The 24084-nt window shown below is 43.1% G+C and carries 24 protein-coding genes and 1 other RNA gene; 5 read left to right on the top strand and 20 right to left on the bottom strand.

Annotation, left to right across the window (positions count from 1 at the left end; translation table 11 throughout):
• Positions 1-67 precede the first annotated feature (67 nt).
• Positions 68-616, bottom strand: coding sequence for a CvpA family protein (locus E2R31_RS06310; protein ID WP_132973502.1), 549 nt, complete (start codon positions 614-616; stop codon positions 68-70).
• Entirely contained in the window at positions 613-915 is a 303-nt protein-coding gene (zapA, locus tag E2R31_RS06305) for a cell division protein ZapA (protein WP_000002027.1), read from the bottom strand. The genes E2R31_RS06310 and zapA overlap by 4 nt, the downstream gene beginning before the upstream one ends.
• An 86-nt stretch (positions 916-1001) precedes the next feature.
• On the opposite strand from zapA, the gene rnhC reads away from it, so the two are divergent.
• The 3 genes from rnhC to recD2 all read left to right on the top strand — a co-directional run bounded on the left by rnhC (position 1002) and on the right by recD2 (position 5023).
• The gene (gene rnhC, locus E2R31_RS06300) at positions 1002-1883 is read left to right on the top strand and encodes a ribonuclease HIII (RefSeq protein WP_084947005.1); all 882 of its coding nucleotides are present in this window, start codon (positions 1002-1004) and stop codon (positions 1881-1883) included.
• Between the two features lie 3 nt (positions 1884-1886).
• Positions 1887-2501 (top strand): signal peptidase I, encoded by a 615-nt coding sequence (lepB, locus tag E2R31_RS06295; protein WP_001105831.1) that lies wholly within the window; start codon positions 1887-1889, stop codon positions 2499-2501.
• A 149-nt stretch (positions 2502-2650) separates the two neighbouring features.
• A complete protein-coding gene (recD2, locus tag E2R31_RS06290; protein ID WP_132973500.1) occupies positions 2651-5023 on the top strand; it encodes an SF1B family DNA helicase RecD2 in 2373 nt (790 codons plus the stop codon).
• Between the two features lie 40 nt (positions 5024-5063).
• Here recD2 and tig read toward each other — a convergent pair whose 3' ends face one another.
• The 17 genes from tig to E2R31_RS06205 form a co-directional block, all read right to left on the bottom strand.
• Positions 5064-6347, bottom strand: coding sequence for a trigger factor (tig, locus tag E2R31_RS06285; RefSeq protein WP_132973498.1), 1284 nt, complete (start codon positions 6345-6347; stop codon positions 5064-5066).
• A 92-nt stretch (positions 6348-6439) separates the two neighbouring features.
• Positions 6440-7096: a DNA alkylation repair protein gene (locus E2R31_RS06280; protein ID WP_132973496.1), complete on the bottom strand. Its 657-nt coding sequence runs from the start codon at positions 7094-7096 to the stop codon at positions 6440-6442.
• Positions 7097-7729 (bottom strand): response regulator transcription factor, encoded by a 633-nt coding sequence (locus tag E2R31_RS06275; RefSeq protein ID WP_084877661.1) that lies wholly within the window; start codon positions 7727-7729, stop codon positions 7097-7099.
• 9 nt (positions 7730-7738) lie between these two features.
• Entirely contained in the window at positions 7739-8737 is a 999-nt protein-coding gene (locus E2R31_RS06270; protein ID WP_132973494.1) for an envelope stress sensor histidine kinase LiaS, read from the bottom strand.
• A complete protein-coding gene (gene liaF, locus E2R31_RS06265; protein WP_132973492.1) occupies positions 8734-9432 on the bottom strand; it encodes a cell wall-active antibiotics response protein LiaF in 699 nt (232 codons plus the stop codon). The genes E2R31_RS06270 and liaF overlap by 4 nt, the downstream gene beginning before the upstream one ends.
• A gap of 166 nt (positions 9433-9598) precedes the next feature.
• Positions 9599-10600 carry a type 2 isopentenyl-diphosphate Delta-isomerase gene (gene fni, locus E2R31_RS06260; protein WP_132973490.1) on the bottom strand — a complete coding sequence of 334 codons (1002 nt, stop codon included), beginning with the start codon at positions 10598-10600 and terminating at the stop codon, positions 9599-9601.
• Positions 10584-11591, bottom strand: a complete 1008-nt coding sequence (locus tag E2R31_RS06255; RefSeq protein ID WP_132973488.1) for a phosphomevalonate kinase — start codon at positions 11589-11591, stop codon at positions 10584-10586. Before E2R31_RS06255 ends, fni begins: the two co-directional genes overlap by 17 nt.
• Entirely contained in the window at positions 11578-12531 is a 954-nt protein-coding gene (gene mvaD / locus E2R31_RS06250; RefSeq protein ID WP_132973486.1) for a diphosphomevalonate decarboxylase, read from the bottom strand. Before mvaD ends, E2R31_RS06255 begins: the two co-directional genes overlap by 14 nt.
• Positions 12513-13391, bottom strand: coding sequence for a mevalonate kinase (gene mvk, locus E2R31_RS06245; RefSeq protein ID WP_132973484.1), 879 nt, complete (start codon positions 13389-13391; stop codon positions 12513-12515). Before mvk ends, mvaD begins: the two co-directional genes overlap by 19 nt.
• A gap of 121 nt (positions 13392-13512) precedes the next feature.
• The gene (gene cbpC, locus E2R31_RS06240) at positions 13513-14532 is read right to left on the bottom strand and encodes a choline-binding protein CbpC (protein WP_132973482.1); all 1020 of its coding nucleotides are present in this window, start codon (positions 14530-14532) and stop codon (positions 13513-13515) included.
• 99 nt (positions 14533-14631) lie between these two features.
• Positions 14632-15321 carry a response regulator transcription factor gene (locus E2R31_RS06235; RefSeq protein WP_132973480.1) on the bottom strand — a complete coding sequence of 230 codons (690 nt, stop codon included), beginning with the start codon at positions 15319-15321 and terminating at the stop codon, positions 14632-14634.
• 11 nt (positions 15322-15332) lie between these two features.
• A complete protein-coding gene (gene gndA, locus E2R31_RS06230; RefSeq protein WP_132973478.1) occupies positions 15333-16757 on the bottom strand; it encodes an NADP-dependent phosphogluconate dehydrogenase in 1425 nt (474 codons plus the stop codon).
• Between the two features lie 75 nt (positions 16758-16832).
• On the bottom strand, positions 16833-18284 hold the full coding sequence (gene mapZ / locus E2R31_RS06225; RefSeq protein ID WP_084947038.1) for a cell division site-positioning protein MapZ: 1452 nt from the start codon (positions 18282-18284) through the stop codon (positions 16833-16835).
• 12 nt (positions 18285-18296) lie between these two features.
• The gene (locus tag E2R31_RS06220; protein WP_084947041.1) at positions 18297-19454 is read right to left on the bottom strand and encodes a THUMP domain-containing class I SAM-dependent RNA methyltransferase; all 1158 of its coding nucleotides are present in this window, start codon (positions 19452-19454) and stop codon (positions 18297-18299) included.
• Between the two features lie 83 nt (positions 19455-19537).
• Positions 19538-19919: RNase P RNA component class B (rnpB, locus tag E2R31_RS06215), an RNA gene on the bottom strand.
• Between the two features lie 20 nt (positions 19920-19939).
• Positions 19940-20269 (bottom strand): cell division regulator GpsB, encoded by a 330-nt coding sequence (gene gpsB, locus E2R31_RS06210; protein WP_125415678.1) that lies wholly within the window; start codon positions 20267-20269, stop codon positions 19940-19942.
• A gap of 69 nt (positions 20270-20338) precedes the next feature.
• Positions 20339-20866 (bottom strand): SLOG family protein, encoded by a 528-nt coding sequence (locus tag E2R31_RS06205; protein WP_132973476.1) that lies wholly within the window; start codon positions 20864-20866, stop codon positions 20339-20341.
• Positions 20867-20932: 66 nt separating this feature from the next.
• Between E2R31_RS06205 and recU the strand changes: the two genes are divergently transcribed.
• The gene (gene recU / locus E2R31_RS06200) at positions 20933-21529 is read left to right on the top strand and encodes a Holliday junction resolvase RecU (protein WP_000248780.1); all 597 of its coding nucleotides are present in this window, start codon (positions 20933-20935) and stop codon (positions 21527-21529) included.
• A complete protein-coding gene (gene pbp1a / locus E2R31_RS06195) occupies positions 21526-23673 on the top strand; it encodes a penicillin-binding protein PBP1A (RefSeq protein WP_132973474.1) in 2148 nt (715 codons plus the stop codon). Before recU ends, pbp1a begins: the two co-directional genes overlap by 4 nt.
• A 173-nt stretch (positions 23674-23846) precedes the next feature.
• Here the strand turns inward: pbp1a and E2R31_RS10015 are convergent.
• Positions 23847-24084, bottom strand: a 238-nt coding sequence (locus E2R31_RS10015; protein WP_243701299.1) for an LPXTG cell wall anchor domain-containing protein, incomplete at its 5' end; no start/stop codon positions are given.

The following is a 24084-nucleotide window of genomic DNA, read 5'->3' as shown; positions in this document are numbered from 1 at the left end:
GTAATTAGAGGTTTTTGACCTAGTTCTCCAATCTGTAAACAAAGGGCTAGGAAAAATCCTGCCCTTTTTATCCGATTAAATTTGTCACCCAGAGTTGTTTGATAAAGTTTGTCGTAAAGGGGATACTTTGGATGATGTGTTTAGCTACGATACTTTTTTCAAGTGAATTCTGAACGGCTGCCATAGGTACAGTTGCAAGAATGGTCAAAGCCATTTGCAAGACAAATAAGGTTACCAATAGAGACAAAGTCCCCGCACTAACCCGGAACCACTTGCCACCTAGTGTTTTAACTGGAATCAAATGAAGAAACAAACCGATAAAACGTCCGATACTGTAACAAATTCCGAAAACTAGGAGGTAGGCCAGACCCGCATAAAAGACTTTATCTAGTTGAAAAAGCTGGGCTGAAGGGAAGAAAAAGGTACCCTGCCCTTCCTGAGGATTAGCATAAGGGACAAGCAAGTGAAATTGATCTCCCAGCGATTTATAAAACTGCCCAGCAATAAAGGCTGAAATCACTGCCACGAGGAAATAATAAACTTGTAGCACCAAACCTCTACGGTAGCCGATGTAAAAACCCCAAGCTAGAACCAGTAAGAGAAGGATCGAAATCATAGGGAATCCTCAATCTTGCTCTGCTCTTGCTTGACAGCCACTAGCTTATTTCTAAGGTCTTTAAGCTCCTGCTCCTTATCGTCAAACTCAATCTCGCGACTAAGCTGCGTCGATAGGCTGTTAATGGCTAAAAGGAGGGCAATGGTTTCATCATCCGCCCCGGGCATTTGTTCCTTAATTGCTTGGTATTTTTCAGTCGCAACCTTGGCAATTTCCTCCATAAAAAGATTGTCATGCTCGGTTGTCAAGGTTAATGTTTTTTTCCCGAATGTAAACTTATATCGATTTAGATTTGCCATAAAATTCACCTCACGATATTATACCAAATTTCGCTAACTTTGTCAGTTTTTACCAATTCTCCTGCTTTTGTGGTACAATAGAGACTATGGCAAGTATCACACTCACACCAAATGAACAGGAAATTCAGAGCTTTTTAAGTCAGTATCAGAAGGCTCTCGCCCCTAGTAAAAATCCTTATATTCGCTATTTTTTGCGCTTCCCTCAGGCAACGGTTTCCATCTATACTTCTGGAAAAGTCCTCCTGCAGGGCGAAGCTGCTGAGCAGTACGCCAGTTTCTTTGGTTACCAAGTTCAACAAGAAAACAGTGGACAAGATTTTCCTATGATTGGGACTGATGAGGTGGGAAATGGTTCCTACTTTGGTGGGCTTGCTGTCGTGGCCTCCTTTGTAACACCTGACCAGCATGACTTCTTACGAAAACTCGGTGTGGGGGATTCTAAAACCCTGACAGACCAAAAGATTCGTCAGATTGCACCTATCCTCAAGGAAAAGATCCAGCATCAAGCGCTCCTTCTCTCACCGAGCAAGTACAACGAAGTTATCGAAGAGCGTTACAATGCTGTTTCTGTAAAGGTTTCCCTTCACAATCAGGCTATCTTTCTCCTTCTCCAAAAAGGAGTTCAGCCAGAAAAAATCGTGATTGATGCTTTTACAAATCCTAAAAACTATGACAAATACTTGGCGCAAGAAGCCAACCGTTTTCCAAACAAGATTAGTTTGGAAGAAAAAGCCGAGGGAAAATACCTGGCTGTTGCTGTTAGTTCCATCATCGCGCGGTATCTCTTCCTCGAAAGCTTGGAAAATCTTGGACGAGAACTAGGCTATCAACTGCCAAGTGGCGCTGGAACTGCATCTGATAAGGTTGCTAGCAAAATCCTTCAAGCCTATGGCATGAAAGGGCTCAACTTCTGTGCCAAGCTTCATTTTAAAAATACTGAAAAAGCCAAAGCACTGCTAGAAAGGTAAGTTATGAATTATTTTAAAACATTTCTAAAAGAGTGGGGACTTACGTTCCTTATCATTATACTCGTTGGTCTCAGTCGTCTCTTTCTCTGGACCAATGTCCGTGTGGAAGGGCACTCTATGGATCCGACCCTAGCTGATGGAGAGATTCTCTTTGTCGTCAAGCACCTCCCTATTAACCGCTTTGACATTGTAGTTGCCCATGAAGATGATGGAAATAAAGACATCGTTAAACGCGTCATCGGCATGCCTGGTGATACCATTCGCTACGAAAACGACAAACTCTTTATCAACAATCAAGAAACCGACGAACCTTACCTAGCAGACTACCTCCAACAGTTTAAAAATGATAAACTACAAAACGCCTATTCAGGGAAAGGCTTTGAAGGGGATAAGGGAGTCTATTTTAGAAGCCTTGCTCAGAAGGCTCAGGCCTTTACTGTCGATGTAAATTTCAACACTAGCTTCAGCTTTACAGTACCTGAAGGTGAATACCTCCTCCTTGGAGATGATCGCTTGGTTTCTAGTGACAGTCGCCATGTTGGAACCTTTAAGGCCAGTCAAATCAAAGGGGAAGCCAAATTCCGTTTCTGGCCACTCAACCGTATCGGAATCTTTTAAAACCAGCAACCAGATGCTGTGATAGTCTTTTTGAGTTAGCCTTTTAGGATTAGATTGCAACTTGGCGATATCTTGTACCAAGTTCCAGATCCAAGAAAAGCCTAACTGAGAGCTCTATCCCAGCTCTTTTTCTATCAAAAAGGAAACCTATGGAAGTTTATTTTTCAGGCACCATTGAACGCATTATTTTTGAGAATGTCAGTAATTTTTATCGCATCCTCCTCCTAGATATCGAAGATACCAATGCGGAGGACTTTGACGATTTTGAAATCATCGTTACAGGAACCATGGCTGACGTGATTGAGGGCGAAGACTACACTTTTTGGGGACAAATCGTTCAACACTCCAAGTACGGAGAACAACTGCAAATCAGCCGCTATGAACGAGCAAAACCGACTCGAAAAGGGCTTGTCAAATACTTTTCTAGCAGCCATTTCAAGGGAATTGGTCTCAAAACGGCCCAAAAAATCGTTGATATCTATGGTGAAAATACCATAGACGAAATTCTGGAGCATCCTGAAAAGCTAGAAAGCATTGTAGGACTCTCTGCCAAAAACCGTGAGGCTTTCGTCTCTACCCTCCGTCTCAACTATGGGACAGAAATGGTCTTGGCAAAACTAGCCAACTACGGCATTCCCAATAAACTAGCCTTTCAGATTCAAGACTTTTACAAGGAAGAAACTCTTGATGTGGTTGAAAATTATCCCTACCAGCTGGTCGAGGATATCAAGGGATTGGGCTTTACCATTGCTGACCAACTAGCGGAGGAACTTGGCATCGAAAGTCAGGCTCCTGAGCGCTTTCGTGCTGGCCTTGTCCACAGTCTCTTTCAAGGCTGTATGAATACGGGCGATACCTACATGGAAGCCCGAGATTTGCTGGAACAGACCCTGACTCTCCTCGAGTCTTCCCGACCCGTGGAATTGGACCCCAGCCAAGTAGCCCAAGAGCTTTCCTACCTCATCGAAGAAGATAAGGTTCAGCAGATTGATACCAAGATCTTTGATAACAGCCTCTTTTTCGCCGAGGAAGGTATTCGCAGTCACTTGGTTCGTATCCTTGAAAAAGGAAAACAGAAAAATCAGGATTTAGAAACCATTCAAAAGCATATCGCTACTGTCGAGGAGGAACTGGGTATCCAATACGATAGCATCCAAAAACAGGCTATCTGCGATGCTATCCAGAACAAGGTCTTTATCCTAACAGGTGGACCTGGTACGGGCAAGACGACTGTTATCAATGGGATTATCGCTGTTTATGCTCTCTTAGAGGGACTTGACCTCAGAAAAAAAAGCAACCTGCCTATCCTTCTAGCAGCTCCAACTGGTCGAGCAGCTCGACGCATGAATGAATTAACAAGTTTGCCCAGCGCGACCATTCACCGCCATTTGGGAATGACGGGAGACGATGATACCATTCATCTGGAAGATTATCTGGATGCCGACTTTATCATAGTAGATGAGTTTTCTATGGTGGATACTTGGCTAGCTAGCCAACTCTTCTCTAACATCTCTTCTAACAGTAAAATTCTCATCGTGGGAGACAGTGACCAGCTACCGTCTGTCAGTCCTGGACAAGTCCTGGCTGACCTGCTCCAGATACCCCTGATTCCGCAGACTCGCTTGGAACGGATTTACCGTCAGAGCGAAGAATCAACTATCGTCACCTTGGCTAGTCAGATTCGACAGGGAATCTTGCCAGCTGACTTTACTCAGAAAAAAGCTGACCGCTCCTACTTTGAAATCGCTAGCGGCCATATCCCAGCTACGATTGAGAAAATTCTTGGTGCTGCCCTCAGAAGTGGCATTCCGGCTCGTGATATTCAGGTATTGGCGCCTATGTATCGAGGAACTGCTGGTATTGACGCTATAAACCAACTCATGCAAGATTTGCTCAATCCACCACAAAAAGATCAACTCAGTTTTGAAGCTCCCCAGTGCCACTATCGAACAGGGGACAAGGTCATTCACCTTGTCAACGATGCCGAAGTCAATGTCTTTAACGGAGACCTAGGCTACATCACAGATTTGATTCCTGGAAAATACACCGAGTCCAAACAAGACGAGATTGTCATTGATTTTGATGGCAATGAAGTCGTATACCCTCGAAATGAATGGTACAAGATTCGACTAGCCTATGCCATGAGTATCCATAAGTCTCAGGGAAGTGAGTTTCCTGTTGTCATCCTGCCCATCACTAGTGCTAGCAAGCGCATGCTGGAGCGAAATCTCATCTACACAGCTATTACACGGGCCAAGAGCAAGCTCATCCTTCTTGGCGAATTACAGGCCTTTGACTATGCAGTCAAGCATATCGGGACTGCTCGCAAGACCTATCTGATTGAACGCTTTCAGGATCTGGTCGATTCAGTTGACCAAACCAGCCCAGTCCCTACCGAAACGACAAATCATGAGAACTCTCCTCTATCCTACATCCTCACCGAGGAAAACTGGTCCAGCATTCCAGCAATGATCGGGATTACAGATGCAGACCTCAAAGAGATCTTTGGAAATAGACCATAAGAAAACCCACCTAATCAGGTGGGCTTTTTCTCTTTCAAGATTATTTTACTGTTGCAGTGCTTGTAATCAATTCAACAGCTTTTTTGATTGTGATATCGTGTTTCAACATATCAGCTGAAAGCAAGTTCTGAACTTGCGCAACTTCCATGTTGTAAGTTGCTGCCAATTGTTCGACTTCTTTTTGGATTTCTTCTTCAGTAGCGTCAAATCCTTCAGCCTTGGCAACTGCTTCGATAACAAGGTTAGTCTTCGTACGTGACTCAGCTTCTGCTTCGTATTGTTTGTGAAGGTCTTCTTGAGTAGTTCCTGTGATTTGGAAGTACATATCAGGGTTGATACCTTGACGTTGCAAGTTTCCAAGGAATTCATTTACTGAACGGTGAACTTCTTCGTGGATCATTTCTTCTGGAAGTTCTACGATTTCAGCGTTTTCTACAGCTTTATCGATTGCTGCGCCTTCAAGGGCATCTTTGTATGCTTCTTCTTTCGCAGCAGTCAATTCTTTGCGGTATTTTTCTTTCAATTCGTCAAGAGTTTCCACTTCTTCGTCGATATCTTTTGCAAGTTCATCGTCAAGAGCTGGAACTTCTTTAGCTTTTACTTCGTGAATAGTTGTCACGAATTTAGCTTCTTTACCTGCAAGGTCTTCTGCTTGGTAGTCTTCTGGGAATGTTACGACAACATCAACAGTTTCGCCAGCTGAGTGTCCAACCAATTGGTCTTCAAAACCAGGAATGAATTGACCTGATCCAAGTCCAAGTGAGAAGTTTTCACCTTTTCCGCCGTCAAATTCAACACCGTCGATAGAACCAACGAAGTCAATGACAACAGTGTCACCATTTTCAGCAGCAGCTTCCTTGATAACCAATTCAGCCAAGTTGTTGCGTTCGCGTTCGATACGCTCTTCAACATCAGCGTCTGTTACTTCTTTTTCTACATCTACTGATACTTCAAGGTTTTTGTAGTCACCCAATTTTACTTCAGGTTTTGTCACGACTTCAGCAGTGATGACCCAGTCTTGACCTTTTTCCATTGAAGTCACGTCAATTTTTGGTTGCGCAACCACTTCAAGACCAGCTTCTTTTACAGCTGCTTCATAAGCGTTTGGCAAAAGAGCGTTCAACACATCTTGGTAAAGTGTTTCTTCACCAAATTTTTTATCAAAGATAGGACGTGGAAGGTGACCTTTACGGAAACCTGGAACGTTAAGAGTTTTCTTTACTGAGTTGAATACACGGTCCACTTCTGGTTTGATTTGGTCTTGAGAGATAGTGAAAGTCAAGACTCCACGGTTTGTTTCTTTGTTTTCAAATGATACAGACATTCTGTCATTTCTCCTTAAAATTTTTTAAATACAGTCTATTATAACATAAACGGGCGACTTTTTTCAAGTAATGAATGCGCTTTTCAATGATGCTAGAGATACTTGCTCGCTTCCTTGATACTAAGTTCAGCCATTCTTTCCTTATTTTTTTCGATGAAGCTTTCTACCCATTCCGGATTGGTCTTGGAGTAGTCTCTTAGAGCCCAGCCGATGGCTTTATTGATAAAAAATTCTGTCTGGTCCAGATTGTTTAGTAGGACCTTTTCCATCAGTCGAACATCCGTTTTCTCTTTTCTTAACAACTGGTGGTCAATAGCGACGCGTCTCAGCCAGATATTGTCCGATAGGCTCCATTTTAAAATCACTTCTTCAAGTTCCGGATGGTTAGCCACCAAACTCCCTACTACTCGATCTAAGATATCTACCGTGTCCCACCAAGACTTGGTCACGACCAGGCGCTCAAGCTTAGGCAAATCGTCCTTCGTTAGATAAGACTGCATGGCTTTCAAATAGTTGGCAGCCACATATTGGTATTCTCTAGGTTCCTTTTCCCAGCAAGTGTCTACAAAATCCCAATCGATAATTCTTGTTTTTTTCGCTTCTGGAAAATACTTTTTATAGAGTGCATTTCTTTCAGGCGCTGCAATACCTAGAAAGGGAAATTGATGGCGCATATAGGCTTCCATAGGCCCTGCTTTTTCAGGGACTTTTGTTGCTTCTAGCTCCTCAAGTAAATCTACAAGACTCATCTAAAAGTCCTCCTGCCCGACCAAGTGGTGCTGGAAGGCATAGACCGCCGCCTGGGTGCGATCACTAACCTCAAGTTTGGCAAGGATGTTGGACACATGGGTCTTGACCGTCTTGAGAGAGATAAAGAGTTCATCAGCGATCCGCTGATTTTCATAACCCTTGGCGATGAGTTGAAGCACATCACGTTCACGCGCAGTCAATTCCTCATGAAGCTCCATATGATTGCGATGGTATTCGACTTTCTTGCTGACCTCTTGTTCAATGGCTAACTCGCCAGCAGCCACCTTACGAACTGCATGAAGCAGTTCGTCTGCACTAGAAGTCTTGAGCATATAACCTTTGGCACCAGCATTCAAGACTGGCATGATTTTTTCATTGTCCAAGTAAGAGGTCACAATCAAAATCTTGGCTTCAGGCCATTCTTTGAGGATGGCTAAGGTAGCATCAATCCCATTCATCTCAGGCATGACAATATCCATGACAATGACATCTGGGCGTAGTTCCAAGGCCAAGGAAATCCCTTGGACACCGTTAGCTGCCTCGCCAACAACTTCTACATCGTCTTGGAGATCAAAATAGCTTTTCAAGCCCAATCGGACCATTTCATGGTCATCTACCAGTAAAATTTTCATCTCTACTCCTTATAATTCCTTATCTAACAGGGGAATACGGATATCAACCGCCAGTCCTTGCTTTGGAGCTGTCAAGAGTTGAACCGTTCCTGCCATATCTTCGACCCGCTCCTTGATATTTCGCAGTCCATAACTCAAGTCATCTAAGCTCCCCAACTGGAAACCAATCCCATTGTCCACCACCTTCAGTTGCACTTCAACATCTGTCTGATAGAGATATACATCGAGACAAGATGCCTGGGCATGGCGGAGGGTATTGCTAATCAACTCCTGCAAAATACGGAAGATATGTTCTTCAATCTTCTTGGGCAATTTAGACACATTTTGCTTGAGACTAACCTTGAGGTCGCTCTTGTCCTCTAGCTCTTTTAAGAGGATTTGAATCCCCTCAACCAAACTCTTCTCTTCCAACTCAACTGGTCGCAAATGTAGGAGCAAGACCCGCAGATCTTTCTGAGCTGTTTCGAGGATGGCCGCGACACTTTGCAACTGGATCTGCATCTTTTCTCTATCCAGCTTCAAAGCCTGCTGACTGACACCTGATAAAATCATATGGGCCGCAAACAACTCCTGACTAACCGTATCATGTAAGTCACGTGCTATCCGCTTCCGTTCTTTCTCGATGATTGCTTCTTCCTTGACCAGACCTTGATTTTCAGCCTTTTGAACAGCCTCTGTCAAGAGGTTGAGCTTGCCAGACAAGGATTGGAAACTGGCTTCCAAGTCTGGATCTGCAAAGGGGATCACCTCTTTCCCTGCTAGCAGTCGCTTGAGATTAACCTGCATTTTTCTGCGAGAGACTTCTTCTATCACGCGCCAAAAGAGTACAAAAAAGAAGGTCATGGAAAGGCTAAAGACCAAGATCAAGAAGATGAGTTTCTCTGTTTTCTCGATATCTTGTAGCAAATAGGACCAATCAAGATTGAGAATATCAAGCAGACTATTGGTCAAAAAGAGGATAAAGAGGAAAGAAGTCAGCCCGATTAATAGATACGATTGCTTTTTCATCCTCTGACTACCTCCACATCACCAACCATAGTAGTTAGGAAAATCTTGATGCTCTTGTTACTCTTGAGATAGTCCCTGGTTTCCTGATGATAGTGTTCATTACGAAGTGCTCGCTTGGGTTGATGGAGGAAAGTTAGATCCCCGTAGAGGCAGTTGACACTGAGACTGATCTCCACATCTACGGGTACAATAATCCTAGTCGTTCCGACCATTTTTCTAAGGATAATGACATTGTCATGATTGGTTAGGATAACTCTTTCTAAATGAATGGTGTCCTTGCCCATGAGGCGAAAGAGATTGATATCATCAAACTGGCAGGTCTGGTGACTAGAGAAATGATGAAGATTGCCAAACCAGCGATTCTTTTCATTTTTAACCGTCACCACCTCTTCAAAGACCAAGTCGGTCTCCTCTCTTTCTTGATTCATCATTGGATAGAGAAGAAAAAGACTATAGATCACCGCTACAAAGATGGCTAAAATCACAAAGGGATTGAGCATGACGATAAAAAAGAAAAGAATAGTCGCTACAAGGAGGAGAACGTTGTTGCCCTCTTTACCTGTATAATAACGGAGCAAAAGCAAAAAGAGGAACAGAATCAGCAGAAAACGCGAAAAATGCTCTGACACCATCAAAATCAGAGCTCCCGTCAAAAGACAGGCTTCAATAAATAAAAAGATTTGAAATTTTTTCATAGCTGCATCCTCTCCCTTCTATTTTATCACAATTCAAAAAAGTCACCTCGGTCTAAGGATGGAAAAAAGCGGTTGGACAGAAATAGCTCGTACAAGCTAGATTCCATCAACCCACTACGGTTGACAAAGAGATACAAAAAAGGGCGGGATTCTTGTCCCGACCTCTTTAGATCTGATCATTCGCTTCTTTTAGTTTTCCATATAGAATGTAATCTACTTTTTGCAGATCCGCTATGGTGGCACAATTAAGGGCACACATGATCAAGCGTAGATCTTCTTTCCATCCTTGGACAATCGCAATCACTTCCTCGACCGAGTAGGTTTCAACCAATTCCAGAACGGTTCGGGACAGTCCTACAGCCTTGGCTCCAAAGACCAGGCACTTAATCATATCAAGCGGGTTCCGAACCCCTCCACTGACCAAGAGTTCGACCTTATCTTTCCAGTCTTGAGCATTGAGAAGGGCTTGCATGGTGGATTGTCCCCATTGATTGAGGTAGTCACGCTGACCACTGCGACGGTTTTCGATATAGGCAAAGCTGGTGCCACCACGACCTGACAGGTCAACGGTTCGAATTCCTAGTTCATAGGCTCTCTCGATAGTCTTTACATCCATCCCAAAACCGACTTCCTTGAGAATAATAGGAACAGGGATACGCTTGCTATAGTCTACCAGATTCGATTGCCAGCTTCTAAACTTTCGTTCTCCCTCAGGCATGAGTAATTCCTGCATGACATTGACATGCACTTGCAAAAGCAAGGGATTCATCACTTGCACAGTCTGAAGTCCTAGGTCAACAGGCTTGTCCAATCCAATATTGGTTCCAAGGAGGAGATTTGGATGGCTAGATTTGACAGAAAAAGAGTCATCTGTTGGATCTTTTAGGGCTGCGCTATAAGAACCCGTCACAAACAAAATCCCACAAGCTTCTGCCACCTGAGCTAGCTTTTGATTGATTCCTTTACCTTTTTCGCTCCCACCTGTCATGGCATTGATATAAAAAGGAAAGTCCCACTTTCGACCTGCAAATTCTGTAGACAAATCAATCTCATCTAGGTCATAGAGCGGTAGCGAAGAGTGGATTAACTCCACCTCATCAAAGCTATTATAGGAGCTTTTTTGCTCAAGGGCATAGCGGATGTGCTCGTCCTTACGATTTGTCGTCATGTCCTATCCTTTCTTGGTATAAGAGCTCAATCCCCAGATCGGCCCAACGATTTTTTAAGATTTCAGTTGATTGCTCATCAAAACTCAAGGCAATGCCACAGTCACCACCACCAGCTCCACTGCTTTTGGCAACGGCTTGCAAACCTTGGCTGGCTTCTTTCAGCTGTCTAAGCGAAGGCGTGTAAATATCTGGGCTCAAGCCTTCTAAAAGTTGACTGGCTGTTTCCATCTGCTTGATGATTTCTTCTGCTTTTCCTTGTTCTAAAGCTTCTACCAAAGCAGCCACTGTTACTTTTGAGGAAGTTAAAAAATTCTGGTCTATGTTTTGCTTGATTTGCTGAACCATTTGACTCGATACAGCCACTTCCTTAGTCCATCCCACTAGGAAATCACATTCTAGACCTGGTTTCACTTGTGAGATAGAAAAGCCCCAATCACGCTCCAAAACTGTCGCCAAGTTTCCTTCTTCCAACCAAGCAGCCACCTTTTGGCGATCAAAAGACTGGTAGAGAACCAAATCCTCCGCCACGATACAGGCAAGGTCTCCCATAGAGCCATTGTCGCCTCGCTTGAGCAAGACCGCGCTTGCCAGTTTGAACAAGAGTTTCGGATCAACCGTAATATCATATAGAGCCAGCAGGGCCTTGATAACCAAGACAACGACGCTACCACTAGAGCCTAGACCAAACTTTTTCCCTTCTCGTTCCATTTTTCCACGGACTTCCAAGGAAAAAGGTTGCAAAGCCTGACCACGAACAGCAAGGAAGTCTCCCACCAAAGCAATTGTTTCTTGAATCAAACTGTAGGCAGGATTTGGCGTCAAGTCCACTGCGAAATCAAACATATCTGAATAGATACGGTAGCTGTCAGAAAAGGCAATCTCAGCCCTCATATAGATAGGAATAGCCTTTATCAAGGCTAACTGTCCTGACTCTAAAATAGCATACTCCCCTGCCCAATAAAGCTTTCCGCAAGTTTTAACAGCAATCATCTTGGCTCAAATCCTTTGTTTTTGACACAATCAAGCGAAAATATTGACCAAAAATTTCTGATAAATGCTCCAAGTCTTTCTCCTGACAGAGGACCTTGACATTGGGACCAGCATCCATGGTAAAGTAGCAGGCCTCTCCTTGCCCACGAAGCTGGCGAACAAAATCCATGGCTTCATAGCTCGCATCCGTTAGATAAGAAAAGGATGGTGATGCTGTTTTGGTCGTAGCGTGCATGGCTAGGGCATTTCTCTCCGTTAATTCTCCAACCTTGGCAAAATCATTCTCTTTGAGATAGCGCAGCATATCCTGATAATCCTTCTCAGACTGACGCACCCAGTCGTCAAAAGTCGTCGAGGTTTCCACACAGAGTTTCATCCCATCACGGCTAGAGATTGGTTTTTTCTTATCCTCTAGCACCAACATAATCATAGCTAGTTTCAGGTCTGTATCAACAGAGTAAATTTCCCCACTATCCTTATCCCAGGCACCCAGTGGTCCATAAAAACTCCGAGAAGAAGAGCCTGAGGCAAACTTCGCTTCCTGCGCCAACTGACTCCGATCCAAACCAAGCTGGAAATAAGAATTGCAAGCCTTGACCAAGGCGGATAGACCACTAGAACTTGAAGATAAACCCGCTGCGGTAGGCATGTTGTTTTGGGTATCGATACGGACAAATCCCTCACCTTCTGGACGGTAACGATTGATAATCTTGCTCATCTTGGCATGCTCTGCCTCATTTTGGAGCTGACCATTGATATAAAAGGTATCAGTCGTCGCATGGGCTGGCAGAGGCGACAAGGTCGTCTCTGTGTACATGTTTTCCAAAGTCAGAGAGATACTGCTAGTAGCAGGAACCATCTCTTTTTCTTTTTTCTTTCCCCAATATTTGATAATGGCAATATTTGCGTAGGAACGTACTGTTACAGGCTCTCGATCCATGTCTGAACAGCTCCTTTCTCTTCTAATCGTTTTGCTAGTTCTTGTGCTTGGTCCAGATTGGCTACCAAGGCGATAATACAGCCTCCTAGCCCACCACCACTCATCTTGGCGCCCAGAGCACCGTTTCTCATAGCCGTTTCAACCAAAGAATCTGCCTCAGGGCTACTAACACCAATTTCCTTTAGATGTAAATGCGCTTGACTGAGGATTTGTCCCAATCCTTCAGCATCTTTTCGTCTAATCACATCTTCTGCTTGCTGGGTCAATTCTCCCAAGGCATGCAAAAACGGTAGGGCATCCTTGCCCTTGCTTTGAACCACTTGGATGGCTTCGCGTGTATGACCATAAACGCCTGTATCTGCAATCACCAAATAAGCGGATAGGTTCATCTCAAGTTCTGTAAAACCAAGGTTCTTGATAAAGCGAATAGGTCGATTACTGAGACAAGTCTTGGCATCCAAACCACTAGGATTCATATGGGCAATCATCTCAGCCCGATTGACCAAGATTTCTAATACATCATGAGGCAGATCGGCCTGATAGTAGTCAAATACCGCACGAATGGCCGCTATACTGATAGCCGCTGACGAACCCATTCCCCGTTTTTCAGGGATAGCCGAGTCAATCTCACAGCGAATACAGGCTTCTTTGATATCCAAATACTCCAGCGAAGCATACACTGCCATGGACAAGGTATCCTCCTCATAAAGACGCCAAGGACTATCTGCAGGAACTACCTTACAAGTCACTTCCACCTCTAAGAGAGGTAGAGAAATGGCAGGATAACCGTAAACGACAGCGTGCTCCCCTATTAAAATTATCTTACTATGTGCCTGACCGACACCAACTTTTTTTGTCATTTTTTCCTTTTGCTAGACGAAAAGACCGTCTCATTTTTCATACAAGTATTTATTCTTTCCTATCTATTTTATTATATTTTCACAAAAAAAGCGATTGTTTCCTTCACAATCGCCCCTTTCATTATTGAACCCATTCGCCATTATAGTTGACGTAGTAGCCATCCACTCTTGTACTAACTGCTAAAGCACCTGAGCTATAGGCATAGTACCATTTGCCATTGACTTGGAACCAGCCTGTCTTCATATCGCCATTACTTGCATGTAGGTAGTACCAAGTTGAGCCGTCTTGAAGCCAGCCTGTTACCATAGCTCCTGATGAACGGAGATAGTACCACTTGTTACCAACATAAGCCCAACCTGTCTTCATATCACCATTTTGAGCATCTAAATAGTACCAAGATGAGCCTTCTTGATACCAGCCAGTCGCCATAGCTCCTGATGAACGAAGATAGTACCACTTATTGCCAAGTTGTTTCCAACCAGTTTGCATGATACCAGTTTCTGGATCTAAATAGTACCATGGAGCAGGTTTGCTTCTGTCAATGCCAAAAATAACATGAAAATCTTGAGTCCAACCCTTAGCCATTTCACCAATTGGTAGTGGATAGTAAGAATCATCGCCAGAATTTCCAAGCTTATTTAAATAATACCAATGACCATCTTCATAAATCCAACCTGTCTTCAAGGCGTAATCTTCATCGAAGTAATAGGTTCTCTTCTCGGTAGAAGGATTGTACTGTTCACCATATACTTTTCCTGTATTTTCAGACGATTTTGCCTCTAAGACTTGTTTCTCTGTCTGTTCTAGCAAAGCACCATCTTGTCCAAAATAGTACCACTTCTGTTGAAGTCCGATTTCTAAGACTGGATTGTTAGAGAATAAATTATCACGATAGCCTGTCCCAGGAATTTCTAAGTATTGCCAACCGACAACCATCTCTCCTCTACCACCAAAATAGTACATTTTCCCGTCTATTTTATGCCAGTAGATAGCCTTATTCTCATCTTTTATATAATATTTTCTATTGTCCTTTTCAGCAAACTGTCCACCTGTGGTATCCGCCAATACGGTGCTTGTCGCTAGCAAAGCAAAGAAAAAGACAACTAGAGCAGCTTGCAACATTTTTTTCAAAAATTTCATTAGATTTTTCCTCCATAACTGATTGTAGCAAAGGCTTGACTGTATGTCAATATATAGAAATTCCTCAAAAAGAGCAGTTACACAACTGCAACTGCTTTCCTATTCTTGCATGGTGTAACCAACACCACGCACGGTTTTAATGTAGCTTTTTTGACCTTTTACATCAAGCTTGCTACGTAGATAACGGATATAAACATCCACGATATTGGTCTCTGTCGCACTTTCGTACTTCCAAACACTTTCCAACAACTGCTCACGAGTCAAGACTTTCTTGCTTCCCATGAGAGTAGCCAAAAGGTCATACTCACGGCGCGTCAGAGCAATCATCTCCTCGCCACGATAAACGGTATGATGTTCTACATCCATACGTAGGTTGCGGTAAGACGTTGGGACCTTCATCTGACTACAGTGTTGGTCGATAAAGTCCCGACCTCGGAAAATCGCTGAAATACGAGCTACTAGATTATCAATAATCACTGGCTTATAGATGTAAGAAACGGCGAAGCGCTGGATTGTCTCAATCTGGTCTTGCAATTCTTCGCGATGGTCCAAGACCATGATTACTGAGGCTGGTTTTGTCCGACTCAGCTTATCTGCAAAATCCTGGGCCGTCATATCCCCCAGATGAGCATTCAGTAAAATCAAGTCATAATCTATCTGGAGAGCCATGGAGAGGGCTTTTTGTCCTTCATCTACCAGATCAACACGGTATTGCTCTTTTTGGAGTTCCAGACTGAGAAAATGAGCTAAATTTCGTTCTTTCTCAAGTAATAAAATCCGTTTCCCCATGGCAGACCTACTTATTTTTCGTCATACCAAGAGTAGTGGAATGTTCCTTCTTTGTCTTTACGTTGGTAAGTGTGGGCACCAAAGTAGTCACGTTGTGCTTGGATCAAGTTAGCTGGAAGGTCAGCTGAACGATAGCTATCAAAGTAAGTAATAGCTGCTGAGAAGGTTGGCACTGGTACACCAGCTTGAACAGCAAGAGCTACGATATCACGCACTGCTTGTTGATATTTAGCAGTAACATCCAAGAAGTACTCATCCAAGAGAAGGTTAGCAAGGTCTGCATCACGATTGTAAGCATCTGTAATCTTTTGCAAGAAACGTGAACGGATGATACAGCCATCACGCCAGATAGATGCGATGTCTGCAAATGGCAAGTTCCAGTTATTTTCTTTAGAAGCCACACGCAATTGAGCAAAACCTTGTGCATATGAAATGATTTTTGAGAAGTAAAGGGCTTGACGGATCTTTTCGATCAACTCTGCCTTGTCTCCTTCAAACTTGAAGGCAGCTGGTTTTGGAAGAACCTTGCTTGCATGCACACGTTCTTCTTTGTAAGTTGAAATGTAGCGAGCAAATACTGACTCAGTGATGAGTGACAATGGCACACCAAGGTCAAGTGATGACTGGCTAGTCCATTTACCAGTTCCCTTATTACCTGCGGCATCAAGGATGTAATCTACAATTGGTCCATCTTGACCTTCATCGTCTTTACGGCTCAAGATATCAGCTGTGATTTCGATCAAGTAGCTGTCCAATTCGCCCTTGTTCCACTCAGTAAAGATTGCAGCCATATCTTCTGCAGAAAGGCCAAGCAAGTGTTGCATCAAGTCATAACTTTCTGCGATTAATTGCATGTCACCATACTCGATACCGTTGTGAACCATTTTCACATAGTGACCAGCTCCATCAGGACCGATGTAAGTCACACATGGTTTGCCATCTTCTGGTGCTTTAGCTGAGATTTCTTCGAGAACATCTGCTACCAATTCATAAGCTTCTTTTTGTCCACCAGGCATGATAGAAGGACCTTCAAGGGCACCTTTTTCACCACCAGAAACCCCTGTACCAATAAAGTTGATACCAGAGTTTGCCAATTCTTCATTACGACGGATGGTATCTTTGTAGAAAGTGTTTCCTCCGTCAATCAAGATATCACCCTTGTCAAGGTGTGGAAGAAGAGCTTGGATAGTTGCATCTGTACCAGGTCCAGCTTGAACCATGAGCATGATACGACGAGGTTTTTCGATAGATTGAACGAAAGACTCTACATCGTAGCTAGGTACAAAGTTCTTTTCTGGATGGCAGGCAATTACATCTTCTGTTTTTTCTTTACTACGGTTGTAAATGGCAACTGTATAGCCACGAGATTCGATATTTAGGGCAAGGTTACGACCCATTACGGCCATACCTACGACACCAAAGTTAGCTTTTGTCATGTGACACTCCTCTTGTTTAATATGTTTTATTTTATCATTTTTACCTATGAAAGGAAAGAATTTTGTAACGGACTCCTAGTAATCCAAATCATCTGCGTGACCAGCTCCATTACCAACAAAGTATCCAGTCTTACAGTTGAGGGTGAAGAGATAGGTTCCATCTGGTTTGTAGAGGTTGTAATAACCATTTCCGTTTACGATATTGACCCGTTCTAGGATATATTGATTACCAGTGATATAACCACGAGCGCGTGATGTTGCTAGGATTTGTTCCAAAACACCATCAGCAAAATTCCAGGCAGGGTTGTTGCTATCATCTACAGCTGATTGGTTGTACGGTACACGACTAGCACTTCTTTGAAGATTGACACCATCGCTAGACAAACCTCCACTTTCTGGTCTGCTGGCAGATGCTGAACTTGATGAAGCAGACGAACTGCTCGTACTGCTATCAGTCGTTGTACTTGAACTTTCTTGGCTACTGCTACTTGAACTTGAACTAGAGGCGCTTGTTTGCTGGCTCTTACCAAGGCTAATGGCCTTATCTAACAGTTTATCTAGCTCTGTATTTCCTGTTTTAATTTCTGTAAATTTAGCATCTGCCTTGACCTTTGCATTGGTATCCAAGACACCGTCGGTAATTGCTGGAGTTTCAAACTGATTATTCACTTCTTGCACAGCCTTGATTTGAGCTTCTAAACTATCATACTTAGACTTGGCCAGAGTGTGCTCTCGGCTACCTTCGAGTTTATCTAGTTGAGCCTTGAGTTGGTTCAACTTGTCAAACTGACTATTTTTCAAAGCTGTTTTATTAGCATCCGTATAAAAGGCATCGTAGAGGGTATTAAACTCTTGTAGGGCTGTTTGTGTTTCTTGATTGTTAGAAGAAGACTGAGAAGACTGGATGGCTTGGTTGGAGCGGTTTACTTGGTGATAGATATAGTAACTACCTGCCAAGATAAGGGCTGCTGCTAGGGCTGAACCGATAACAAACACGCGCTTCTTTTTAGAATTAGAAACTGTTTCTGATTCTGCCTGAGCTGAGCGTGAAAGTAGAGCCGTCTCTTCCTCTTCTTTCTCATCAGCAACCTCTGCTGGCGTTTGCTTTTCCAACACAAGCGGTTCCAAGTCTTGATTTTCTTCTCCCAAAGGAGGCAAAATCACATCCGAGCTTGTAGTTTCCACTGAGTCTGACACCGTTTCTTCTGAAACTGTCTCGGGTTCCTCTATGATTGGTGCCGACTCTTCAGTGATTTCTGAGACTTCCTGTGTCGTCAATTCTTCTTGAGCCTGAGCTTCCTGCAGTTCTTCTTTTTTAAATTGACGTGTTTCAAACTTGTCGGCTTCGATTTCCTCGCGGTGCTGTTTGATGTATTTATCCAAGATATTGTCCTCAGGCAATACTCCAGCTTCAACTTCTTCGTTTTTACGGATGACTTGACCAACTGTCAGATCTTTCGCCTCGTCAAAATCAAATTTGGATTCTTGATGCTCTTTTTTATGACGATTGTGTCTTTTTTTACTCATCTGTCTTCCTTTCTACTTTACCTCTTGGCGCTTCACACGCTGACCAAAGTATTGATACAAATCCACTTTTAAGGTTCCGTTATAAAGTTTGCGCTTTTTATCCGCTGGGCTTCCGTACTTACTTTCAAAAGCTTCGTCACTCGTCAGGATAAATTTGCTCCAGGTTTTCAGTGGTGCAAAGACTTGTCCCATTTCTGCATAGAGCTTGGTAACTCCTGCATCATCTGACAAGCGTTCCCCATATGGTGGATTGGAAATGATGACACCATTTACCTTGTCTGAGCGCAAGTCCTGTACCCGCATTTGTTTAAAAGTGATGTCACCTGACACACCTGCTGCTTGGGCATTGGCTTTAGCAATTTCAACCATACGAGCGTCTATATCACAGCCCATGATATCCAGTTCAAGTTCACGGTCAATTTTCTTGGCAGCATCAGTACGCACTTCTTGAATTAACCGATCGCTAACCCAGTTCCATTCTTCAAAAGCAAAGGAACGGCGAAGCCCAGGGGCCATCTTTCTAGCAATCATAGCCGCCTCGATACAGAAAGTTCCTGAACCACAGGTCGGATCGATCAAGGGCTTGTCTGGATACCAGTTAGAGAGTTGTAAAATGGCTGCTGCCATGTTTTCTTTGATAGGAGCTCCACCCTTTTCCGTACGATATCCACGTTTAAAGAGGCTAGAACCTGTCGTGTCAATCATGACAGTTGCCACATCTTTCAGGATGGACACCTCAATCTTAAACTCAGGACCATTTTCCATCAAGGGAACACCTTCTGGACGGGCATAGTGTTTTTGCAGTTTCTTGACAACTGCTTTCTTGGAAATCGCCTGAACACTAGGCTCATTGTGAAGTTTGGACTTAACGCATTTAGCCTTGGAAATCGGAAAACGCGCCCCAAGCGGGAGATAGTTTTCCCAATCTAGAGCAAAAACGCCTTGAAAAAGCTCTTCAAAGGTCTTAGCTGGAAAACTTCCGACTACAATCTTGATACGGTCAGCTGCGCGAAGCCACAGATTGGTCTCAATAATTGCCCGCACATCTCCTTGAAAACGGACACGCCCATTTTCAACTTGGCAATCATAACCAAGATCTCGCACCTCACGTCCAACGACAGCCTCTAGCCCCGCCGCAGCAGTTGCGATTAAATTAAATTGTTCTTTCATTTCTAGTCTTGCAAGACCTTTCTCTTGTTCACTTTAAAAAATGAGGTTGAGAAAAAATTCTCAGCCCCAACCTATATGCAATTTTCTATAAGCCATGTTTTGTTCCAGAAGTGACTAGGACCACTTCCTTCGATAATCATCTGTCTACCGCTAGCAGCCTATAGCTGACAGCAGTCAGAGTACTACGTTCGTTTCCGTGCACTCCATGCCCCGACCAAAATTTGGGTTGCTAACTTGAGGGGTTTACCGCGTTCCACTCTCTCTGTTTCCAGAAAGACTCCGTCACTGTGGCACTTTCAAGCCTATTCTGACCTATCCGAAGACTTAGCCATTTCGACTGCCGTAACGATTTCTCGTCCCTAGGCTTATGGATTCGCCTAGCACAAACACTACAGGCATCACAGCCTGTGCTAGCATGGACTTTCCTCATGAAAAGGGATTCTCTTCACGCGATTATCCAAAAATTGCATCTAATAGACACCTGATTATAACTCAGAATTGTCTACGATTTGTTTACCGAATACTTCTTTTTCAAGTCGATTCAATCGTTTTAAAATATCGAAATTTGTCATTGGAGTTGAACTTGTTACTTCGATAGAACTTTGTTGAGTAGAACTTGCCTGTGGCTTGTTAGACAATTCCTCCTTCAAATCAGCAACCTCCTGACGAAGAGATTTAACCAAAGCTGCGTAAGTCTCATAGTCCTTGATCACATCATCTAGGAACTCGTCTACCTCTGCCTTACTATATCCGCGAACTTCACGTCCAAACTCTTGTTCAAAAATATCTTTTGCTGAAAAAATAATACTTGCCATTTCTCTCTCCATTCTTGATTGCTATTCTTATTATATAAAAAAAGACAAACAAAAATCAAGGTCAAAGCCTCACTTTTCGGAAAAATTTTCCACCATTTCGTTCAGATCCTCAAATGTTAATCTTTTTGTAATATAGCCTTCTTGATTTTTCATCATCTGGTAAAAATACTGTAACTTGGTTTCATTTTCTTCGTCATAAAACAGGTAGCATCCATCCGTATTTTCCAACAGAAATTTCTGATAATCACGTAGTTGCCCCTTGTGCTCATATTGTGGATAGGCATATTTGACAAAGTCAACCTGCTTAAACTCACTGAGTTTGATTTGATTGGCCTCATTCCAGTTACTACCATGGGTTTCAAAGGCAAAAATCGTTGCCAACTGAAAGCCATAGTCTGCTTGCATGTCTTTCGCCACTTGAAGCACCCAGTACTCAAAGCCCAGAGTCCCTGTATAGACAAGCCAGGTCACCCCTTCTTCTGCTAGACGTTCTAGGTCTCTCCGAATGGCTGTTTTGATAATATCAACGCGAATATCTTTGTCATTAAAGAGACCAAGGTCGAAGGCTGAATAGCCTAAAATCAAGGCTGTTGTCATTTTTAACCCTTTCTTTGTAAATTTATGATATAATAGAGTGATGTTATTGTACCAATAAGGAGAATTATGGTCAACTATCCACATAAACTTTCATCACAGAAGAGACAAGTACCCCCGTCACAAACTAAAAATTTCGCAAATCGGGGAATGTCTTTTGAAAAGATGATCAACGCTACGAACGACTACTATTTGTCGCATGGGTTAGCAGTTATTCACAAGAAACCGACTCCCATCCAAATCGTACGTGTCGACTATCCCCAACGAAGTCGAGCCAAGATCGTTGAAGCTTACTTTAGACAGGCCTCAACGACTGACTATTCAGGGGTTTATGATGGATACTACATCGACTTTGAAGCAAAGGAAACTAGGCAAAAACATGCGATTCCGATGAAGAATTTTCATCTCCATCAGATCCAGCATATGGAACAAGTTCTTGCCCAGCAAGGAATCTGCTTTGTCCTCCTTCACTTTTCTTCTCAGCAAGAAACCTACTTATTGCCGGCCATTGATTTGATTCGTTTCTATCATCAAGATATGGGACAAAAGTCAATGCCACTTGGATATATTCGAGAAAATGGATATAGGATTGAGCCTGGTGCCTTTCCACAGATTCCCTATCTCGAAGTTATCAAAGAACATTTACTAGGTGGTAAAATAAGATGAACAAACAAACTTTCCTGCGAATAGTTAAGTATGTCAGTATCTGCCTCTTGACTGTATTTATCGCAGCTATTATGGTAGGTGGAGGCCTTTTTCTCTACTATGTAAGCAAGGCTCCAGCCCTATCCGAAAGCAAGCTAGTCGCAACGACTTCTAGTAAGATCTATGACAGCAAAAATGAACTTATCGCTGATCTGGGTTCTGAGCGCCGTGTCAATGCACAGGCGAATGAAATCCCTACGGAGCTGGTCAATGCAATTGTCTCTATTGAAGATCATCGTTTCTTCAGTCACCGAGGAGTAGATACGATTCGTATCCTAGGCGCTTCCTTACGAAACCTCCGTGGTGGGGGTGGTCTTCAAGGTGGTTCTACCTTGACACAGCAGTTGATTAAACTAACCTATTTTTCAACGTCAACATCTGATCAAACACTTTCACGTAAGGCACAGGAAGCTTGGCTTGCCGTTCAGCTAGAACAAAAAGCGACCAAACAAGAGATCCTAACTTACTACATCAACAAGGTCTATATGTCCAACGGAAATTACGGGATGCAAACGGCAGCCCAAAACTACTATGGTAAAGACCTCAAAGATTTAAGTTTGCCCCAATTGGCTCTCTTAGCTGGAATGCCCCAAGCTCCAAATCAATATGATCCCTATTCTCATCCAGAAGTGGCACAAGAACGCCGTGACCTTGTCCTCTCGGAAATGAAAAGTCAAGGCTACATTTCTGCCGAACAATACGAAAAAGCCATTAACACTCCGATTACAGACGGACTTCAAAGTCTAAAATCTGCTAATAGCTATCCTCCGTATATGGACAATTACCTCAAAGAAGTAATCGACCAAGTCGAACAGGAAACTGGTTACAACCTTTTGACAACAGGAATGGAAGTTTATACTAATGTTGATCCAGCCGTTCAACAACGTCTCTGGGATATCTACAATACCGACGAATACGTTAATTATCCAGATGATGAGTTGCAAGTAGCTTCTACCATCGTTGATGTCACAAACGGAAAGGTGATTGCCCAGCTAGGTGCACGCCATCAATCTAGCAATGTTTCCTTCGGTATGAACCAAGCTGTCGAAACAAACCGCGACTGGGGTTCAACCATGAAACCCATCACAGATTACGCGCCAGCCTTGGAGTACGATATCTATGACTCAACCGCTTCGGTTGTTCACGACGTACCATATAACTATCCTGGCACCAACACACCTGTCTACAACTGGGATAAGAGTTACTTTGGAAACATCACGTTGCAGTATGCTCTTCAACAATCACGGAACGTTACAGCTGTAGAAACCTTGAATAAAGTCGGTTTGGATAGAGCCAAGACCTTCCTAAATGGACTCGGTATTGACTACCCAGATATGCACTATGCCAACGCGATTTCAAGTAACACAACCGAATCTAACAAAAAGTATGGGGCAAGCAGTGAAAAAATGGCCGCAGCCTATGCTGCCTTTGCCAATGGCGGTATTTACCATAAGCCAATGTACATCAACAAAATCATCTTTAGTGATGGTAGTTCAAAAGAGTTTTCTGATTCAGGAACACGCGCTATGAAAGAAACAACCGCCTATATGATGACAGAGATGATGAAAACGGTTCTAACCTACGGGACAGGACGTGGAGCCTACCTATCATGGTTACCACAAGCTGGTAAGACTGGTACATCAAACTATACAGATGATGAAATTGAGAAATACATTAAGAACTCTGGTTATGTAGCTCCAGACGAAATGTTTGTCGGCTATACTCGTAAATATTCAATGGCTGTCTGGACCGGTTACTCTAACCGACTTACTCCTATCGTTGGTGATGGCTTCTACGTTGCAGCTAAGGTCTACCGTTCGATGATGACCTATCTCTCAACTGATGATCATCCAGGAGATTGGACCATGCCTGAAGGTCTTTACAGAAGCGGGGAATTTGTCTTCAAGAATGGAGCACGCAATACGTGGACCCCTTCATCATCTACACAACAAAGTTCTACATCTGAAAGTTCTAGTTCTACATCTGAGAGTTCGACTTCTCAGTCAAGTTCAACTACTCCAAACACAAGTCAAACGCAGACGATTCCTCAACAATCAGGCACTGCACCTGCTGAGCAAAACCAACCAAGTCAACCGCAACAATAAGCAAAATCCTGAGAAGTAAAATTCTCAGGATTTTTATTCTTTATAGCTCAATAGTTTATCCCAACAGCACCATAACTCTTTTAATAGTTTCTCTAACTATTATAGAGGTTATGGAGCTGTCTTTTCACTTTCTCTTGATGCTAAAATTTGTCAAAAGCAAAGGTAATCAGAAGCTATTCCTTTTTCCCTTTTGCGATAAATAGAGCAGATAGAGCTAAACTTACGCCTGCTAGGAAGAGAGCTGTGTCAGCTTTGCTTTCACCTGTTGCCGGAAGCTCCTTCTGATCATCATGTTTAACTTCTGGAGTCTTAGTATCAGCGAGTAGACTTAAGTTCAATTTGTACTCTGGTTTTTCAACTGTCGGTGCTGGTTGGTCTCCTGCTGTACCAAGTGGACCTGTGTACTCTGGT

Source organism: Streptococcus downii (assembly GCF_004353325.1).
GTDB lineage: Bacteria > Bacillota > Bacilli > Lactobacillales > Streptococcaceae > Streptococcus > Streptococcus downii.
Note: the sequence above shows the minus strand (reverse complement) of the source record. Positions and strands in the feature narration are given on the sequence as shown.

Bases quoted from the DNA above. Each gene is read 5' to 3' on its own strand.
- gndA (WP_132973478.1), bottom strand. From the start codon at position 16,757: ATGACAAAAGCTAACTTTGGTGTCGTAGGTATGGCCGTAATGGGTCGT.
- E2R31_RS06205 (WP_132973476.1), bottom strand. From the start codon at position 20,866: ATGACAACAGCCTTGATTTTAGGCTATTCAGCCTTCGACCTTGGTCTC.
- E2R31_RS06310 (WP_132973502.1), bottom strand. From the start codon at position 616: ATGATTTCGATCCTTCTCTTACTGGTTCTAGCTTGGGGTTTTTACATC.
- liaF (WP_132973492.1), bottom strand. From the start codon at position 9,432: ATGAAAAAATTTCAAATCTTTTTATTTATTGAAGCCTGTCTTTTGACG.
- recD2 (WP_132973500.1), top strand. From the start codon at position 2,651: ATGGAAGTTTATTTTTCAGGCACCATTGAACGCATTATTTTTGAGAAT.
- E2R31_RS06270 (WP_132973494.1), bottom strand. From the start codon at position 8,737: ATGAAAAAGCAATCGTATCTATTAATCGGGCTGACTTCTTTCCTCTTT.
- mvaD (WP_132973486.1), bottom strand. From the start codon at position 12,531: ATGGATCGAGAGCCTGTAACAGTACGTTCCTACGCAAATATTGCCATT.
- mapZ (WP_084947038.1), bottom strand. From the start codon at position 18,284: ATGAGTAAAAAAAGACACAATCGTCATAAAAAAGAGCATCAAGAATCC.
- E2R31_RS06235 (WP_132973480.1), bottom strand. From the start codon at position 15,321: ATGGGGAAACGGATTTTATTACTTGAGAAAGAACGAAATTTAGCTCAT.
- pbp1a (WP_132973474.1), top strand. From the start codon at position 21,526: ATGAACAAACAAACTTTCCTGCGAATAGTTAAGTATGTCAGTATCTGC.
- fni (WP_132973490.1), bottom strand. From the start codon at position 10,600: ATGACGACAAATCGTAAGGACGAGCACATCCGCTATGCCCTTGAGCAA.
- E2R31_RS06280 (WP_132973496.1), bottom strand. From the start codon at position 7,096: ATGAGTCTTGTAGATTTACTTGAGGAGCTAGAAGCAACAAAAGTCCCT.
- E2R31_RS06255 (WP_132973488.1), bottom strand. From the start codon at position 11,591: ATGATTGCTGTTAAAACTTGCGGAAAGCTTTATTGGGCAGGGGAGTAT.
- recU (WP_000248780.1), top strand. From the start codon at position 20,933: ATGGTCAACTATCCACATAAACTTTCATCACAGAAGAGACAAGTACCC.
- gpsB (WP_125415678.1), bottom strand. From the start codon at position 20,269: ATGGCAAGTATTATTTTTTCAGCAAAAGATATTTTTGAACAAGAGTTT.
- E2R31_RS06275 (WP_084877661.1), bottom strand. From the start codon at position 7,729: ATGAAAATTTTACTGGTAGATGACCATGAAATGGTCCGATTGGGCTTG.
- cbpC (WP_132973482.1), bottom strand. From the start codon at position 14,532: ATGAAATTTTTGAAAAAAATGTTGCAAGCTGCTCTAGTTGTCTTTTTC.
- tig (WP_132973498.1), bottom strand. From the start codon at position 6,347: ATGTCTGTATCATTTGAAAACAAAGAAACAAACCGTGGAGTCTTGACT.
- rnhC (WP_084947005.1), top strand. From the start codon at position 1,002: ATGGCAAGTATCACACTCACACCAAATGAACAGGAAATTCAGAGCTTT.
- E2R31_RS06220 (WP_084947041.1), bottom strand. From the start codon at position 19,454: ATGAAAGAACAATTTAATTTAATCGCAACTGCTGCGGCGGGGCTAGAG.
- lepB (WP_001105831.1), top strand. From the start codon at position 1,887: ATGAATTATTTTAAAACATTTCTAAAAGAGTGGGGACTTACGTTCCTT.
- zapA (WP_000002027.1), bottom strand. From the start codon at position 915: ATGGCAAATCTAAATCGATATAAGTTTACATTCGGGAAAAAAACATTA.
- mvk (WP_132973484.1), bottom strand. From the start codon at position 13,391: ATGACAAAAAAAGTTGGTGTCGGTCAGGCACATAGTAAGATAATTTTA.